This is a genomic window from Candidatus Pelagibacter bacterium nBUS_30 (genome assembly GCF_051201245.1).
GTDB lineage: Bacteria > Pseudomonadota > Alphaproteobacteria > Pelagibacterales > Pelagibacteraceae > Pelagibacter.
The window spans coordinates 904,895-921,235 of sequence record NZ_CP172842.1 but is presented as its reverse complement, the minus strand read 5'-3'; the positions used below and the strand labels follow the sequence as shown (position 1 = coordinate 921,235).

Annotated in this window: 13 protein-coding genes; 9 read left to right on the top strand and 4 right to left on the bottom strand. The window is 30.7% G+C overall.

Annotated features, from left to right (window positions below; genetic code table 11):
• Positions 1-5: 5 nt before the first annotated feature.
• From gcvT to ACIJYE_RS04985, 7 genes are read left to right on the top strand one after another with little or no spacing between them, the layout of a single operon-like run.
• Positions 6-1,112: a glycine cleavage system aminomethyltransferase GcvT gene (gcvT, locus tag ACIJYE_RS05015; protein ID WP_435089706.1), complete on the top strand. Its 1,107-nt coding sequence runs from the start codon at positions 6-8 to the stop codon at positions 1,110-1,112.
• Positions 1,109-1,489: a glycine cleavage system protein GcvH gene (gene gcvH, locus ACIJYE_RS05010; protein ID WP_435089704.1), complete on the top strand. Its 381-nt coding sequence runs from the start codon at positions 1,109-1,111 to the stop codon at positions 1,487-1,489. Before gcvT ends, gcvH begins: the two co-directional genes overlap by 4 nt.
• Positions 1,490-4,348: an aminomethyl-transferring glycine dehydrogenase gene (gene gcvP / locus ACIJYE_RS05005; RefSeq protein WP_435089702.1), complete on the top strand. Its 2,859-nt coding sequence runs from the start codon at positions 1,490-1,492 to the stop codon at positions 4,346-4,348.
• Positions 4,349-4,358: 10 nt separating this feature from the next.
• Positions 4,359-5,606 carry an NAD(P)/FAD-dependent oxidoreductase gene (locus tag ACIJYE_RS05000; RefSeq protein WP_435089700.1) on the top strand — a complete coding sequence of 416 codons (1,248 nt, stop codon included), beginning with the start codon at positions 4,359-4,361 and terminating at the stop codon, positions 5,604-5,606.
• Positions 5,599-6,348, top strand: a complete 750-nt coding sequence (locus tag ACIJYE_RS04995; RefSeq protein ID WP_435089699.1) for a DUF1365 domain-containing protein — start codon at positions 5,599-5,601, stop codon at positions 6,346-6,348. Before ACIJYE_RS05000 ends, ACIJYE_RS04995 begins: the two co-directional genes overlap by 8 nt.
• A gap of 13 nt (positions 6,349-6,361) precedes the next feature.
• Positions 6,362-7,540: a class I SAM-dependent methyltransferase gene (locus ACIJYE_RS04990; RefSeq protein WP_435089698.1), complete on the top strand. Its 1,179-nt coding sequence runs from the start codon at positions 6,362-6,364 to the stop codon at positions 7,538-7,540.
• 18 nt (positions 7,541-7,558) lie between these two features.
• On the top strand, positions 7,559-8,107 hold the full coding sequence (locus ACIJYE_RS04985) for a DUF3833 domain-containing protein (protein ID WP_435085270.1): 549 nt from the start codon (positions 7,559-7,561) through the stop codon (positions 8,105-8,107).
• Here the strand turns inward: ACIJYE_RS04985 and ACIJYE_RS04980 are convergent.
• Positions 8,104-8,865 carry an SDR family NAD(P)-dependent oxidoreductase gene (locus ACIJYE_RS04980; RefSeq protein ID WP_435089697.1) on the bottom strand — a complete coding sequence of 254 codons (762 nt, stop codon included), beginning with the start codon at positions 8,863-8,865 and terminating at the stop codon, positions 8,104-8,106. The genes ACIJYE_RS04985 and ACIJYE_RS04980 overlap by 4 nt on opposite strands.
• Before the next feature lie 21 nt (positions 8,866-8,886).
• On the opposite strand from ACIJYE_RS04980, the gene ACIJYE_RS04975 reads away from it, so the two are divergent.
• Together ACIJYE_RS04975 and ACIJYE_RS04970 are read left to right on the top strand one after the other, a co-directional pair.
• A complete protein-coding gene (locus tag ACIJYE_RS04975) occupies positions 8,887-9,354 on the top strand; it encodes a TspO/MBR family protein (RefSeq protein WP_435089695.1) in 468 nt (155 codons plus the stop codon).
• Between the two features lie 2 nt (positions 9,355-9,356).
• Positions 9,357-10,460 (top strand): NAD(P)/FAD-dependent oxidoreductase, encoded by a 1,104-nt coding sequence (locus tag ACIJYE_RS04970; RefSeq protein WP_435089693.1) that lies wholly within the window; start codon positions 9,357-9,359, stop codon positions 10,458-10,460.
• Position 10,461: 1 nt separating this feature from the next.
• Here the strand turns inward: ACIJYE_RS04970 and ACIJYE_RS04965 are convergent, their stop codons facing one another.
• From ACIJYE_RS04965 to ACIJYE_RS04955, 3 genes are read right to left on the bottom strand one after another with little or no spacing between them, the layout of a single operon-like run.
• Positions 10,462-11,904, bottom strand: a complete 1,443-nt coding sequence (locus tag ACIJYE_RS04965; RefSeq protein WP_435089692.1) for a protein adenylyltransferase SelO — start codon at positions 11,902-11,904, stop codon at positions 10,462-10,464.
• Positions 11,905-11,909: 5 nt separating this feature from the next.
• Positions 11,910-14,678, bottom strand: coding sequence for a formate dehydrogenase subunit alpha (gene fdhF, locus ACIJYE_RS04960; protein WP_435089691.1), 2,769 nt, complete (start codon positions 14,676-14,678; stop codon positions 11,910-11,912).
• On the bottom strand, positions 14,678-16,333 hold the full coding sequence (locus tag ACIJYE_RS04955; RefSeq protein WP_435089689.1) for an NADH-ubiquinone oxidoreductase-F iron-sulfur binding region domain-containing protein: 1,656 nt from the start codon (positions 16,331-16,333) through the stop codon (positions 14,678-14,680). Before ACIJYE_RS04955 ends, fdhF begins: the two co-directional genes overlap by 1 nt.
• Between the last annotated feature and the right edge of the window lie 8 nt (positions 16,334-16,341).

Below are 16,341 nucleotides of genomic sequence, written 5' to 3'. Positions count from 1 at the left end.
TTAGTATGGAAATAAAAAAAACATCATTAAATAAACTTCATCAAGATAACAAAGCTAAATTTGTAGAATTTGCGGGTTATCAAATGCCAATACAATACAACAAAGGTATTGTTGAAGAACATAAATACACAAGATCACATTCTGGAATTTTTGATGTTTCTCATATGGGGCAATTATTTATTTATGGCGATGATAGTTTGACTGAAGATTTAGAAAAAATCTTTCCTCTAAATTTAAAGAATTTGAAAATAAATACATCAAAATATAGTTTTTTAATGAATGATACTGCTGGAATTTATGATGATTTGATTATCACAAAAATAGAAGGAGGTTATTTAGTAATATTAAATGCAGCCTGTAAGGACAATGATTTTAAAATCATATCTGAACTTCTTAATGATAAATATAAGATGAACTTAGATGAAAATAGATCTTTAATAGCTGTTCAAGGGCCTAAATCAGTAGAGATTTTGGATACAATTATCAATGGTGTGAGTGAACTAAGTTTTATGACTGGAAACTGGTTTGTTTATAAGGAACAAAAATTATTTGTAACTAGATCGGGTTATACGGGTGAAGATGGTTTTGAGGTTTCTGTGCCTAATAATTTAGCTGAAGAATTCACAAAAAAATTAATTGAAAATGGAGCTCAACTCATTGGACTTGGAGCCAGAGATACCTTGAGATTAGAGGCAGGATTGTGTTTATATGGTCATGAGCTTGGAATAGATAAAACCCCAATTGAGGCTAATCTTAAATGGGCCATATCTAAAGATCGTATGGCAAATGGTGGGTTTATAGGTTCAGATATAATTATGAGCCAAATTAATGATGGTACTAAAAAAATCCGAGTTGGCGTCAAGCCAGAAGGAAGATTGATAGCTAGAGAAAAAACTAAAATTTTTAATGAAGATGAACTGGTTATAGGTGAAATCACAAGTGGTACTTTTGGGCCTAGTGTAAGCGGACCAGTTGCTATGGGTTATGTTGAAAAAGAGTTTTCAAAAAACAATACAAAAGTTTTTCTTGAAGTAAGGGGAAAAAAACATCCAGCAAATATTTGTGGATTACCATTTTATAAAAAAAGTTATGTGAAAGGAGCAAAGAAATGAGTGAAGTTAAATATTCCAAAGAACATGAGTGGATTAAAATAGAAGGTGATGTAGGTACAATAGGCATCACTCAACATGCAACTGAAATGTTGGGAGATATTGTGTTTGTAGAGTTACCTGACGTAGGTTCTTCAGTTGAAAAAGATGGAAATGCAGGAGTAGTTGAGTCAACTAAAGCAGCAAGTGATGTTTTTACACCTATATCTGGTGAGGTAATGGAAAACAATCAATCAATAGTTGATGATCCTGGTAAAATTAATTCAGACCCTGAAAATGATGCTTGGTTTTTCAAATTGAAAATTAAGGATAAAAATGAACTGGATAGTTTGATGAATAAAGAAGAATACGATAAATTTGCAAAGGAGAGTGGTAGTTAAATGTTAAAAAATGCTCAAAAAGATTTTATCCAAAGACATATAGGTCCTTCCGTTGAAGAACAAAATATTATGCTCAAAGAGTTAGGGTATAAGAATCTAGACGAGTTGATAAAAAATACTGTACCAGAAAATATTTTGCTGAAAGATAATTTAGATATAGGAGATCCGAATTCTGAATATAAGGCACTTAGAAAATTAAAGAATATTTCAAAAAAAAATAAAGTTTATTCAAGCTTTATAGGAATGGGCTATTATGGAACTTACACACCTTACGTTATATTAAGAAATATATTAGAAAACCCAGGATGGTATACTTCTTATACACCATATCAGCCTGAAGTGGCTCAAGGTAGACTTGAGATGTTAATGAATTTTCAACAGATGATTATTGATTTTACAGGTATGGATATTGCTAATGCTTCACTTTTAGATGAAGGAACTGCTGCAGCGGAAGCTATGGGTTTAAGTTATAGAATTTCTAAAACAGACTCAAATAAAGTTTTTGTATCTAAAAATTGTCATCCACAAACAATTGAAGTCATTAAAACTAGAGCGGAACCTTTGGGGGTAGAAGTAATTGTCGGTGATGAGGATAGTGATATTAAGGATGAGATTATTTGTGGTATAATTAGTTATCCCGGTACATTAGGAGATATTAAAGATCCTAGTGAAGCTATAAGCAAAATACATAAAAATAAAGGTAAGGCAGTATTAGTTTGTGATTTGCTGGCTCTAGCCAAATTAAAAACACCTGCAGAGTTAGGAGCAGATATTGCTGTTGGAAGTTCACAAAGATTTGGTATTCCAATGGGTTATGGCGGTCCGCATGCAGCATTTTTTGCTACAAAAGATGAATACAAAAGATCTATGCCAGGTAGAATAGTCGGAGTTTCTGTCGATAGGCACGGAAAAAAAGCATATAGATTAGCACTTCAAACTAGAGAGCAACACATAAGAAGAGATAAGGCGACAAGTAATATTTGTACTGCCCAAGCTTTGTTAGCAATAGTGTCTGCAGCTTATGCTGTCTATCATGGACCAAAAGGAATTAAAAAAATTTCAGAAAGTGTTTCTCAGTTAACTAAAAATTTTGCAGATAAGTTAAAGCAATCTGGATATGAGCTTTATTCAGATCATTTTTTTGACACTGTAACTGTAAAAACTTTAGATAAGACTGATAAGATTTATAAAAATGCTTTAGATGAAGGTGTTAACATCAGAAGAGTAAGTTCAGAGATGCTTGCAGTTTCTTTTGATGAAAGAAAAAATCTATACAGAGCAAATCAATTGCTTAAAATTTTTAATTGTTCAGAAACCATTAAAGAGTCAATGAATGAAAGCTTATCTAATATCCCAAAAAATTTATTGAGAAGTTCGACTTATCTAGATCATCCAGTTTTTAATAGTTATCATTCAGAAACTGAAATGCTTAGATATTTAAAAAAACTAGAAGATGCTGACATTGCTTTAAATAGATCAATGATAGCTTTAGGCTCATGTACAATGAAGTTGAATGCAGTATCTGAAATGATTCCAGTTACTTGGAAAGAATTTTCACAACCACACCCTTTTTCTCCAGTAGAACAAATGGATGGTTATAGAGAACTGTTTACCGATTTAAAAAACTGGCTGAGATCAATTACAGGTTTTTCAGGTGTATCTCTTCAACCAAATGCTGGTGCTCAAGGTGAGTTTGCTGGGCTAATGGTAATTCGTAAATTTCATGAAAAAAATAATGAGACTAATCGTAATGTTTGTTTAATCCCGAGTTCTGCTCATGGCACAAATCCTGCAAGTGCGCAGATGGTTGGCATGAAAGTAGTTGTGGTTAAATGTGATGATCATGGAAATGTGGACTTTGAAGACTTAAAGAAAAAAGCTGAAGAACATAAAGATAATTTAGCAGCATTAATGGTTACATATCCTTCAACACACGGTGTTTTTGAGGAAAAAATAACTGATATTTGTAAGCTTATCCATGATCATGGCGGACAAGTTTATATGGATGGGGCAAACTTAAATGCATTAGTTGGTATTGCAAAACCAGGAAAATTTGGTCCAGATGTATGTCACATAAATTTACATAAAACATTTTGTATTCCTCATGGTGGAGGTGGACCAGGAATGGGACCAATAGCATGTAAAAAACATTTAGAGACTTTCTTACCAAAACATTCGGTAATTAAAGATTGTGGGCCTGCAACAGGAATTGGAGCAGTTTCAGCCGCACCTTGGGGAAGCTCGAGCATTTTATCAATTTCATGGATGTATATAAAAATGATGGGTTCTGAAGGTTTAAAGAAAGCATCACAAGTTGCTATATTAAATGCTAATTATATTGCCCATAAATTACAAGACTCATTTCCAATTTTATATAAAGGAAAAAGTGGGAATGTAGCTCATGAATGTATTATTGATATTAGAAAAATAAAGGCTGATACAGGTGTTACTGAAGAAGATATAGCTAAACGTTTAATAGATTTTGGTTATCACGCACCTACAATGTCCTGGCCAGTTGCCGGTACAATGATGATTGAGCCAACTGAGAGTGAAAGTTTGAGTGAAATAAATAGATTTTGTTCAACTCTTAAAAAAATTAAACAAGAAATTGATAAAATTCATTCAGGCGAATATGATAAATTAGATAATCCAGTTAAGAATGCGCCACATACTCATCTTGAGTTAGCCTCCAATAAATGGGAACATAAATATGAGAGAGAGGAAGCAGCTTATCCATCTGAATTTTTAAAAACAGTCAAATATTGGCCACCAGTTGGAAGAGTAGATAATGTTTACGGAGATAAAAATCTGTTTTGTACATGTCCATCAATGGATGAATACGAAGACACAGCTGCATAAAAATTATTAAATGAAAATTGCAGTAGTAGGTTCAGGAATATCAGGACTAAGCTCAGCTTACTATTTATCTAAAAAACATAAAGTTGATTTGTTTGAAAAACAAGATCGTTTTGGTGGTCATTCATATACATTAGATGTTGAATATAATGACAAAGAAAGAGTTGCTGTTGATATTGGTTTTATGGTTTTTAATAAGACCACATACCCAAATTTAATTAATTTTTTTAAAGAAAATGAGATTGAAATTGAAGAAAGCGACATGTCATTTTCAGTCAATGTTAAAGAAACTAATATCGAATATTGTGGCAAAGGTTTAAATGGTATTTTTTCAAATAAGTTAAATTTATTAAATTATAAATTTGTAAAAATGTTTTTTGAAATAATTAATTTTTATAAAAGATGTGAAAATTTAGATCCCAACACACTTGAAAATAACATTACACTTGGAGAATATTTAAAAAAAATTAATAAAACTAATTTCTTTATAGATTATCATATAATACCAATGGTTTCAGCGATATGGTCAATGCCACCTTATGAGGCGTCACAGATGCCACTATCATTCTTTTTAAATTTTTTTAAAAATCATGGATTGTTTAAGCTTAAAAACAGACCTCAGTGGTTTACAGTTTCTAATAGAAGCAAAACTTATGTTAATAAAATTTTATCAAATATAAGTGGAGAATATTATAAGAATTATGAGATTAATAAAATTGTAAGAGGTAATAATGGAGTGAAAGTTTATTATGGATCAGAAAATGAATTTTTTACTTATGACAAAGTTGTTCTCGCATCACATGCAGACGAGAGTTTAAAGATTATTTCAGATGCTACTGATCAAGAAAAAAAAATATTAAATAATTTTAAATATAGAAAAAATATTGCGGTAATTCATTCTGATGAAAACTCAATGCCAAAAAATAAAAAAGCATGGTGTTCTTGGAATTCTTCATTAGACCCAAATAACAAAGAAAATTCATCAGTCACCTATTGGTTAAATCAATTACAAAATTTAAAGATCAATAAAAATATTTTTTTGACAATAAATCCTTTTTTTAAAATTGATCCTAAAAAAATTTATAATGAAGTAGATTTTACACATCCATATTATGACGAAAATGCATTGAAAAATCAGTCAAAATTAAACTCTATTCAAAATACAAATAATACTCTGTTTGCAGGAAGTTATTTTGGTTACGGATTTCACGAAGATGGCATAAAATCTTCTATTGAAATGCTTAAAACCTTAAATGATTAATTCATCCATATATAACGGTCAGGTAATACATAAAAGGTTTAAACCAAAGGTCCATTATTTCAAATATAATGTGTTCTCATTATTAATAGATCTCTCTGAACTTGAAACATTAGATAAAAAAGTTAGGTTTTTTTCATATAATAAATTTAATTTAATCAGCTTTCATGAAAAAGACCATGGTGAAAGAAATGGTTCCTCGTTAGTACAATGGGTACATAATAATTTAAAAAAAAATAATATTTCTACTGAAGATATAAAAATAAAAATTTTATGTTATCCAAGAATTTTTGGTTTTGTATTTAATCCTCTAAGTGTTTTTTATGTTTATAATATAAATGATCAATTAATTTCAATCCTTTATGAAGTTAAAAATACATTTGGTGAACAACACACCTATATATTTCGAGTAGAAAAAGATGTGAATTTAATACAAAATAATTGTTCTAAAAAATTTCATGTATCTCCATTTATTGAAATGGATTGTAATTATTTTTTTCGATTATTAAAACCAGGAAACAAAATATCAGTGATAATTGATCAATATGATGCCCAGGATAAAATTTTATATGCTTCACAAGATGGTGTTAGGTCAGATTTTAATACAAAATGTTTAATTAAATCATATTTAAAACATCCGATAATGACTTTTAAGATCATTCTAGCGATACATTATGAAGCGTTTAAACTATGGACAAAAGGAATTAAATTCATAAAAAAAAAAATAAAATTAAAAATAATATAACAATTGAAAATTAATGTTTCTTTACAGTATTGCAGATAAAGTAGTTTTTAGTATCCTTAAAAGGATAAATGTTGGTTTTTTAGAAGTCACAACCTTTTCTGGAGAAGTATTAAAATTTGGTAATCCCAATGATAAATTAAAAGCTAATTTAGAGATAAAAACTCCTGCATTAAATTATAATTTAATCAAAGGTGGAAGTGTAGGATTTGCTGAATGTTACATGAGAGATGAATTTGAAACTAATAATTTGTCTGACTTAATTGAATTAACAGCAAGAAATATTAATATAATACATAAATTTGCAGGTTTATTAGATTTAAAATTTTTAAATTTTATTAAAAATAGATTTATTAAAAATACAAAAACCAGAAGTAAAGAAAATATTGCAAAACATTATGATCTTGGAAATGATTTTTTCTCCATTTGGTTAGACAAAACTCTCACATATTCAAGTGCAATATTTGATGATCAAAATAAAGATTTGTCTGATGCACAAAATAACAAATATCAAAAGTTAATTAATTTAATTCAACCCAATAATGGTGATAGAGTTTTGGAAATTGGATGTGGGTGGGGTGGATTTGCTGAATATTTGGGTAAAAATTATGATGTTAAACTAGATTGCATTACCATTTCAAAGAAACAATTTGAATATGCAAAAAAGAGAATTCATAACTGTGGTTTAAATGAAAAGGTTAATATAGAAATTAAAGATTACCGAGACCTAAAGGGAAAATATAACTCGATAGCATCAATTGAAATGATTGAGGCTGTGGGTCAAAATTATTTAGAGAGTTATTTCAAAACAATTAAACATAATTTATCTGACGGGGGTATGGCTGCTATCCAAGCTATTACTATAGATGATAGCTTGTTTGATAGGTATAAAAATAAACAAGATTTCATTCAAAAATATATTTTTCCAGGTGGGTTTTTACCAAATAAAAATACCATTAATAAACTTGTGTCTAATAATGGATTAACTGTAAATTCTTACATCTCTTATGCAGATCATTATGCGGATACTTTAGCTTTATGGAGGGATGAATTTAATAAAAAATGGGATTTAATTAAAAACCAAGGTTTTGATTTAACTTTTAAACGAATGTGGGAATTTTACCTTTCGTATTGTGAGGCAGGTTTTAAATCAAAAAATATTGATTTAATTCAATTTTCACTTCAAAATAAATAATACATAGAGGAGATACAAATGCGTCATTTAAATATTATTAGATCAATTTTATTGATAATTTCATTATTCTTAATTACAAGTTGCTCAAACAATAGTGCAATGAAACCAGAAGATTTTAAAAATAAAGAACCAAGATTAATAATTGAAGAGTATTTAACGGGAAATGTTAAAGCATGGGGCGTACTCCAAAACAGATCTGGTAAAGTAACAAGACAATTTTCTGCAGACTTAGATGGAACTTGGGATGGCAAACAGTTAATTTTAAAAGAAAAATTTAATTGGGACGATGGCGAAGTGCAAAATAGAGAATGGACCATCAACAAAATAGATGAAAATAATTATGAAGGCACAGCAGGAGATGTAGTTGGTAAAGCGATAGGATACTCTTATGGACCTGCATTTAAGTTTGAATATGTTCTATTAGTTCCTGTTAAAGGCAAGGAAATGAAAATCACATTTGATGATTGGATTTTTAAACAAGACGATAGAGTTGCAATAAACAGAGCAACAATGACGAAGTTTGGAATTAAAGTAGCTGAGTTAACGGTAGTTTTTGTAAAAGATTAGTAATCTATCTTTTTCATACCCTTAGAAACTAATTTGAAATAAATACTACTTGGTAGAATTTGTAAAAATTTTAAAAAATATGTAAAAGCTTTTGGAAAGTGTATTTCAAAACTTTTTTTCACAGTTAAACCTTTGTAAATTTCATTTGCTGCAAATTCAGGTGTTTTAATCATCGGCATCGGAAAATCATTTTGATCGGTCATTGGTGTTTTAATAAAACCAGGACTAACAAGTGAAACACGTACATTTTTCATTTGCATATCAAAATTTAAACTCTCTGCAAAACTAGTAAGTGCAGCTTTAGAAGCACAATATGCACCAGCAGCTGGCAAGCCTCGATAACCAGCCACAGAGGAAATTATCGATATTTGACCATTTTTTTTTTCAGAAAAATAATCGTAGATAGAATTTATAGAATTCATTGTTCCAAAATAATTTACCTCCATAATTTCTCTTACTTTTTCTAAATTAAATTTTTTTTCTGATTTAGGATCATGCATTCCAGTACCAAATAAACAAATATCAATATTTTTAAATTGATTAATTATACTTGATGCAACTAATTTACATTTATCAATATCTGTAACGTCTAAAGGGAAGGGATAAATATTTTCATTAATTTCTTTAAGTTCATTTAGTAAGTTTTCGCGTCTTGCGGATGCAGCCACTATCCATCCTTTTTTTGCAAATTTAGTTGCTACAGCTTTACCAATTCCACTGCTTGCGCCTGTTATCCAAATAACTTTTTTTTCTTCCATAATTTATTGTATAATAGAAATATGTTAAAAAACAAATTCATATCATTCTTACTATTTAGTTTAATCACATATTCAGCTTCTTTAATTGGAGGTTTGGCAACAATTAGCTTTAAAGAGCCATGGTATTCGTTGCTAAACAAGCCATCATTCAATCCTCCAGATTGGATATTTGCTCCAGTTTGGACAGCACTATATTTGATGATGACAATTGCAATATGGATTTTTTGGCATAATAAAAATAGAGATATGAACACTGTTTATATCTATTTTATTCATCTGATTTTCAATACAACTTGGAGTATAGTTTTTTTTGTATTTCATCATATGTTATTAGCTTTAATTGTGCTGATAGCGCTAATTGGTTTAATTATTATTCTTATTGTTAGATTTAAGCGCGTCAACTTAGTAAGTTCATATTTGATGGTACCCTATTTATTGTGGTGTAGTTTTGCTTTGATTTTAAATTTTAACTTAATAATATTAAATTGATTATGGATGATGTTGTTATAATTGGTGGTGGTATAATAGGGGCTGCAAGTGCTTATTTTTTATCCAAAGAGGGCAGAAAAGTAAAAGTAATAGAAAGAGATCCAACTTACAAAACGGCTTCATTTCCATTATCTTTAGGTGGCTTTAGAAGACAATTTTTTCAAAAAGAAAACATTTTACTTGGTAAATTTGCAAGAGAATTTATTTATCAAATTCCAGATCTATTAAAAACTGAAAAGAATCCTAATCCAACTGCTAGTATGGTAACTAATGGTTATTTATTAATGTTTGGTCCAGAACATGCAGATGAACAATATAAAGCTCTCGAAAATCATAAAGCTTGTGAAGCAGGAACAAAAAATATTAAAGGCTCAGAGTTGTCAAAAATATTTCCCTACATAAATAGTGAAGGTGTTGAAACAGCAACTTATACCGATAACCAAAGCGAAGGTTGGATTGATCCATTTATGTTTCATAGTGCTTTAAAAAGTAAGGCAATTGAATTAGGAGCTGAATTTATTAAAGGAGAAGTAAAAAGTATTTCAGAAATTAAAGCTAAAACAATAGTATCAGCAGCAGGTTGTTGGACTAAAGAATTGTTAGAAGATATACCGGTAGTTCCTCAAAAACACACAGTTTTTAGGGTTAAATGCCCAAAATACATAAAAGAAATGCCTCTTGTTGGAGATTTAACAACAGGTGTTTATTGGAGACCTGAAGGTGGAGAGTATCTAGCAGGCTCACCCAATTCAGTTTTTGATGCAACAGATTTAGAACCGGCTTGGAATGATTTCGAAGAATTAGTATGGCCAGCATTAGCTCAAAGAATACCTGCGTTTGAAGAATTAAAATTAACGGGTGGTTGGGCTGGCTTTTATGATTGCAATAAATTAGATAATAATGCAGTGGTAGGCAAACATCCAAAATTTGATAATGTTTATATGGCATCTGGATTTACTGGTAGAGGTTTAATGCAAGCGCCTGGTATTGGAAGAGCTTTGACTGAATTGATAACAACAGGATCTTATCAAACAATTGATATCAGTGATTTTGCTGTCGAAAGAGTTCTTGGAAATAGCGCAAGACCCGAACCATACGTCTTATAAATTAAGTTCCACAAAAAGTTTGATAATCTTTATTATTTAAAGGTAATTGATAATCTTGTATATCAACTTGTTTCTCATAAGGTTTACTCAATATTGATAGCAACTTATTCATTACCTCTAAATTATCCTCATTAGCAGCTGTTAAGGCCTCTTCGACTTTATGATTTCTTGGTATGATAATTGGGTTAACATTATTCATAAGTTTAAGAGATTTTTCTTTTGAATTGTTATTTTTAGAAATTCTTTTTTGCCATTCATTATACCATTTAACAAAATGCTCATCTTTGTAAATTTGATCATTAATCTTAATATTCATTAAATAACAAAATGTATTTGTATAATCTGCTTTATTTTTTTGCATCCAATTTAATAAATCATTAATAAGTTTTTTGTCATTTTTATCATTTCCATATAAACCAAGTTTATCTCTCATCATATTTAACCATTTTTCTTCATATATATTTTGAAAGTTATCAATAGTCTCGGTTGCTAATTTAATAGCAGTATCTTCATCTTTATTGATTATTGGAATTAGACATTCGGCAAATCTTGCTAAATTCCATTTAGTAATTGGGGGTTGATTAGAAAATGAATATCTCCCAAATTTATCAATAGAGCTAAAAACTGTTTTAGGATCATATTGATTCATAAATGCACAAGGGCCATAATCAATTGTTTCACCTGAGATCGCCATATTATCTGTGTTCATTACTCCATGAATAAAACCAACACGCATCCAATCAACTACCAATTTACATTGTCTTTCCATTACAAGGTTAAGTAAATCTAAAGCTTTATTATTGGATGATTTAATTTCAGGGTAATGTCTGTCTATTGTGTAATTAACCAAAGTATTTAAATCATCTAAATTTTGCTTTGCAGCAATGTATTGAAAAGTACCAACACGAATATGACTTGATGCTACTCTTGTTAAAATTGCTCCTGGTAATAAATTTTCTCTTACTACTTTCTCACCAGTTTTCACTACAGCAAGACTTCTGGTAGTTGGAATTTTTAACGCATTTATTGCCTCACTAATTATATATTCTCTTAACATAGGGCCTAAAACAGCACGACCATCTCCAGTTCTTGAAAACGATGTTCGTCCAGAGCCTTTAAACTGAACATCAAAACGCTTGTTATTACTTGCTATGTGTTCACCTAAAAGAATAGCTCTTCCATCTCCAAGCATTGTAAAGTGACCAAATTGATGACCAGCATAAGCTTGTGCAATAGTTGTAATATCTTTTGGTATTTTATTTCCAGAAAATATTTCAGATAAATCTTTCTTAGAAATGTTTGAAAAATCTAAATTTAAATCTTTAGCTAGATTATCATTTAAAATTACAACTGTAGGATTATGAACAGGTGTTGGTTTAATTTCTTCTTTAAAAGTATTTGATAGTTTTGAATAAGTGTTATCAAAATGCCAACCGATGGTCATTTTACTTATTTTACTTCTGCCTGATTTTCTTTTGGTTTGACTTCAGTTTTAAATTGGTTTGAAATTTTTTGAACTTGTACTGATGAAACTTTGTATTCAGCACACATTGTCTCTTCATCTTTTCCATGTCCAGTCACCATATTAACCATATGTTCTGGAAAATGGAAAGTTGTAAACACAATTCCTTGTTTAACTCTGTCTGTTACTTCTACTTTTAAAGCGACTTCTCCTCTACCTGAATATAACCTTCCAATATCACCAGTATTTAAATCTCTTTGCTCAGCATCTTTTGGATGAACTAATAAAACATCCTCTTTTACAATATTGATATTGCTTGTTCGTCTAGTCATCGTTGCTGCATTGTAATGTTGTAGAACTCGACTAGTTGTTAAGATTAATGGATAATCTTTTTTATTAGTTTCAATTTCTGTAGACTCTTTCCAATCAAAATTCTTAAGTTGTCCTTTTCCTATTTTAAATGTTTCTGTATGAAGTATTTGAGTATCAGTTCCATCTTCTTGAACAGGCCATTGTAATCCTAATTTCCCAAGTCTTTTTCTTGTAACTCCTTTAAAGAATGGTACCACATCAGCAATTTCAGATAGAACTTGATCAGCATCATATGTTGGTTGGTCAAAACCTAATTTTTGCATCATATCAGTTACAATAACCCCGTCAGGTTTTGTTCCTGGTAGAGGTTCAACTGCTCTATTAACTCTTTGAATTCTTCTTTCTGTATTTGTGAAAGTCCCATCTTTTTCTAAGAATGTTGCTCCAGGCAATACTACAGTTGCAAGTTTTGCTGTCTCACTCATGAATATTTCTTGCACAACTAATAGTTCTAATGAGTTCATTGCTTCAACAACATGTGCACTGTTAGGATCAGTTTGAACTATATCCTCACCAATAATCCATAAACCTTTTAATTCTTTATCAATTGCTGCTTCAAACATTTGTGGAATTTTAAGACCTGGTTTTGTTGGGTGTGTTACACCATATTTTTCAGTATAAAATTTTTGGTTTTTTTCATCAGCCACCTCAAAGTATCCAGCTCCTTGATGCGGTTGACACCCCATGTCTGCTGCACCTTGAACATTATTTTGTCCTCTTAGTGGATTTACACCAACACCTCTTCTTCCAATATTTCCTGTAATCATTGCAAGATCTGCAATTAACATCACTGTTTTTGAACCTTGTTCGTGTTCTGTTACCCCTAAACCATGGAATTCCATGGAGTTTTGTGCTGTTGCGTAAGCAATAGCCGCCTCTTTAACCAATTGTTTATCAACACCAGCGACTTTTGCTAAGTGATCAACATCTTGTTTTTCAATTTCTTTGATAAAATTATCAAACCCTTCAGTTCGGTCTCTTACAAAATCAACATTATATAATTTTGATTTAATAATAAAATGCAGCATCATATTAAGAATAGCAACATTGGTACCTGGTCTTAGTTTGATATGATAATCAGCAAGTTTAGCAAGTTCGGTTGTAATTGGGTCTAAAACAATTAATTTTTTACCCTTCATTGCTTGTTGTTTTATTTTTGCACCAGTTACTGGGTGGGCATTAGTTGGGTTTGCCCCAATCACTAAAAATAAATCTGCATGAAAAATATCATCAGTAGAATTAGTTGCAGCACCTGTTCCAAAAGTTTGTTGCATTCCCCATGCTGTTGGTGAGTGACAAATTCTTGCACAACAATCAACACTGTTAGTTCCAACAGCGGCTCTTATCATTTTTTGAAAAACATAGTTCTCTTCATTAGTGCATCTTGCGGATGAAATACCAGCAAAAGCATCAGGGCCATTATCTTTTACAATTCTATTCATTTCTTTTTTTATAAAATCATAAGCCTCATCCCAACTTGCTTCTTCAAATTTTCCATTTCTTTTGATCAAAGGAGTTTTTAATCTGTCAGGATGGTCATAAAAACTAAATGCGTATCTTCCTTTAATACAAGTATGGCCTGCATTAACTTCTGTTTCTTTAGGTGTATCAATTGCAACAACTTTATTATTTTTGATAGAAGCTTCTAGGTTACAACCCACACCACAATATGAACAAGTCGTCCTAACCTTTTGATCTACGTCAGCTGATTTTGATTTGAAAACATCAGAAATGGCATCTGTTGGGCAAGTATGAGCACAAGCGCCACAAGATACACAAGTAGAGTCTCCAAACATCATATCATTGTCTGTAGTAATCCTAGACTCAAAACCTCTACCACTCATTGTTAAAACAAATGATCCTTGAATTTCATCACATGCACGTACACATCGTCCACAATTAATACAATTATCTAAATTCATTCTCATATAATCATGAGAAGTGTCTCTTGGAATTCCTTTATGTTGTTTTGGACTGTTATATCTGTGATCAGAAATACCCAAATCATTTGCAACTGTTTGCAGTTCACAATTATTATTCACTTCACAACTGTCACATTCCATAGGATGATCAGTTAAAACTAATTCAACAATATTTTTTCTAAGACTTGTTAAAGCTTCATTAGATGTAAAAATATGTTGGTTCTCAGCAACAGGAGTATGACATGAAGCAACAATTTTTGTCGGGCCATCTTTCTCTAAAGCAACTTCCACAGAACAAACACGGCAAGCACCATAAGGAGCTAAATTAGGATCATCACAAAGAGTAGGAACTTTTTTTTCACCAACATAACTTTTAACAAATTTTAAAATAGACGTATGATTGGCACCAATTTCGTATGGTTTTCCATCAATGTAAGCAATTTTTCTTTTTTCAGAACTCATTAATTATCCTTAACCATATCATTTTTCATTTCGTCTCCAAAGTACTTAAGAATGTTCATTATTGGAGTAGGGATGGCTCCACAAAGTGCACATAAACAACCTTTTTGCATAGTAACAAGCAATTCATTAAGTAATTTAAGGGGTATTTTTGCTGTTTTTTTCTTTGCTTGATCAAACATCTCCTTACCTCTGTATGACCCAAGTCTTCCAGGGAAACATTTTCCACAAGACTCTTCTGCAGAAAATTCAAATAAATGATGAATATATTCTGACATTGAAAAATCTTTTGGAATACTAACTACACTTGCGTGTCCTAGCATAAAACCTTTTGCAGTAAATTCTTGAAAATCTAAATTTAAATTATCAATTTCACTTAATGGTACAACACCACCAAGAGGACCACCAATTTGAAATGCTTTAATTGGTTCCTTATATCCTCCACCAATCTCATTAAATATTTTACTCATAGGAGTTCCCATATCAATTTCATAAACACCAGGGTTATTGAAAAAACTATCAAGACAAACTAATTTTGTTCCTGCAGATTTTTTATTACCTATTGCTGAAAATTTTTCAGATCCATTTATTAAAATTCCAGTTGCTGCTGCTAACGATTCAACGTTATTTACTACAGTAGGTTTTTTGTACAAACCTTCTGTTACTGGAAAAGGAGGTCTGACATCTACTTCAGCGCGTCTTCCTTCTATAGATGCAATCAAAGCAGTTTCTTCTCCACAAATATAAGCACCTTGTCCAATACAAATTCCTAAATCAAAAGAAAAATCTGTTCCTAAGATGTTATCACCAAGTAAACCTAATTTTTTAAGTTCATTAATACTTCCATTAATAGCTTCGATAGATTTTGGATATTCGCCTCTAATATATAAAACTCCCTCATCACTTCCAATTACTAGTCCACAGATAATCATACCAAAAATAACCTTAAGAGGTTGATCTTCTAATAAGTATCTGTCTGAGAATGCTCCAGAGTCTCCTTCATCTGCATTACAGATAACATATTTTTTTTCTCCTTTTGCTTTGCTGCAAAAATCCCATTTCATTCCTGTAGGGAAGCCAGCACCACCTCTACCAGTTAAGTTAGAGTCTAACAAAGATTTAACTATTTCTTTTTTATCTGTTTTTAAAAACTTATTAAGTTGATCTTTAAATTGATCAGTTGATGAAAGCTTATCATCCATTAAAAAACTTGTTGTAGCAAAACTTTTGGAAAAGAATTTTTCTTGCTTAATATCTTCACCTTTTAAAATTTGATCAATTTTTTCAATATCTTTTCCTGCAAAATTTTCACCATCATAATGAAAAGCATTATTTTCATAGCAATGGCCTAAACAAAACATTTCACCAACTTTATTATCACCAAGTTTTTCTTTTAAAGTATCCTTTAACTTGTCTTGAGTGCCAGCACACATACATGCACTTCCATTACAAACGAATGCTTTTTTCTCTCTATGAGAAGGTCTTAAAAATTCGTAAAAAGATTCTGCACCATGAAGTGTTGAAACACCTAAATTATGTTCTTTAGCAATTTCTTTAATATCTTTAGGAGTATCACTTAACGTATTTTCTGAAATCTGTTTAAATAGATTATCTTTTAAACCTATTCTACCTGATAAATTGCTTATATTTTTTGACACTAATACCC

Bases quoted from the DNA above. Each gene is read 5' to 3' on its own strand.
- gcvT (WP_435089706.1), top strand. From the start codon at position 6: ATGGAAATAAAAAAAACATCATTAAATAAACTTCATCAAGATAACAAA.
- gcvH (WP_435089704.1), top strand. From the start codon at position 1,109: ATGAGTGAAGTTAAATATTCCAAAGAACATGAGTGGATTAAAATAGAA.
- gcvP (WP_435089702.1), top strand. From the start codon at position 1,490: ATGTTAAAAAATGCTCAAAAAGATTTTATCCAAAGACATATAGGTCCT.
- ACIJYE_RS05000 (WP_435089700.1), top strand. From the start codon at position 4,359: ATGAAAATTGCAGTAGTAGGTTCAGGAATATCAGGACTAAGCTCAGCT.
- ACIJYE_RS04995 (WP_435089699.1), top strand. From the start codon at position 5,599: ATGATTAATTCATCCATATATAACGGTCAGGTAATACATAAAAGGTTT.
- ACIJYE_RS04990 (WP_435089698.1), top strand. From the start codon at position 6,362: ATGTTTCTTTACAGTATTGCAGATAAAGTAGTTTTTAGTATCCTTAAA.
- ACIJYE_RS04985 (WP_435085270.1), top strand. From the start codon at position 7,559: ATGCGTCATTTAAATATTATTAGATCAATTTTATTGATAATTTCATTA.
- ACIJYE_RS04980 (WP_435089697.1), bottom strand. From the start codon at position 8,865: ATGGAAGAAAAAAAAGTTATTTGGATAACAGGCGCAAGCAGTGGAATT.
- ACIJYE_RS04975 (WP_435089695.1), top strand. From the start codon at position 8,887: ATGTTAAAAAACAAATTCATATCATTCTTACTATTTAGTTTAATCACA.
- ACIJYE_RS04970 (WP_435089693.1), top strand. From the start codon at position 9,357: ATGGATGATGTTGTTATAATTGGTGGTGGTATAATAGGGGCTGCAAGT.
- ACIJYE_RS04965 (WP_435089692.1), bottom strand. From the start codon at position 11,904: ATGACCATCGGTTGGCATTTTGATAACACTTATTCAAAACTATCAAAT.
- fdhF (WP_435089691.1), bottom strand. From the start codon at position 14,678: ATGAGTTCTGAAAAAAGAAAAATTGCTTACATTGATGGAAAACCATAC.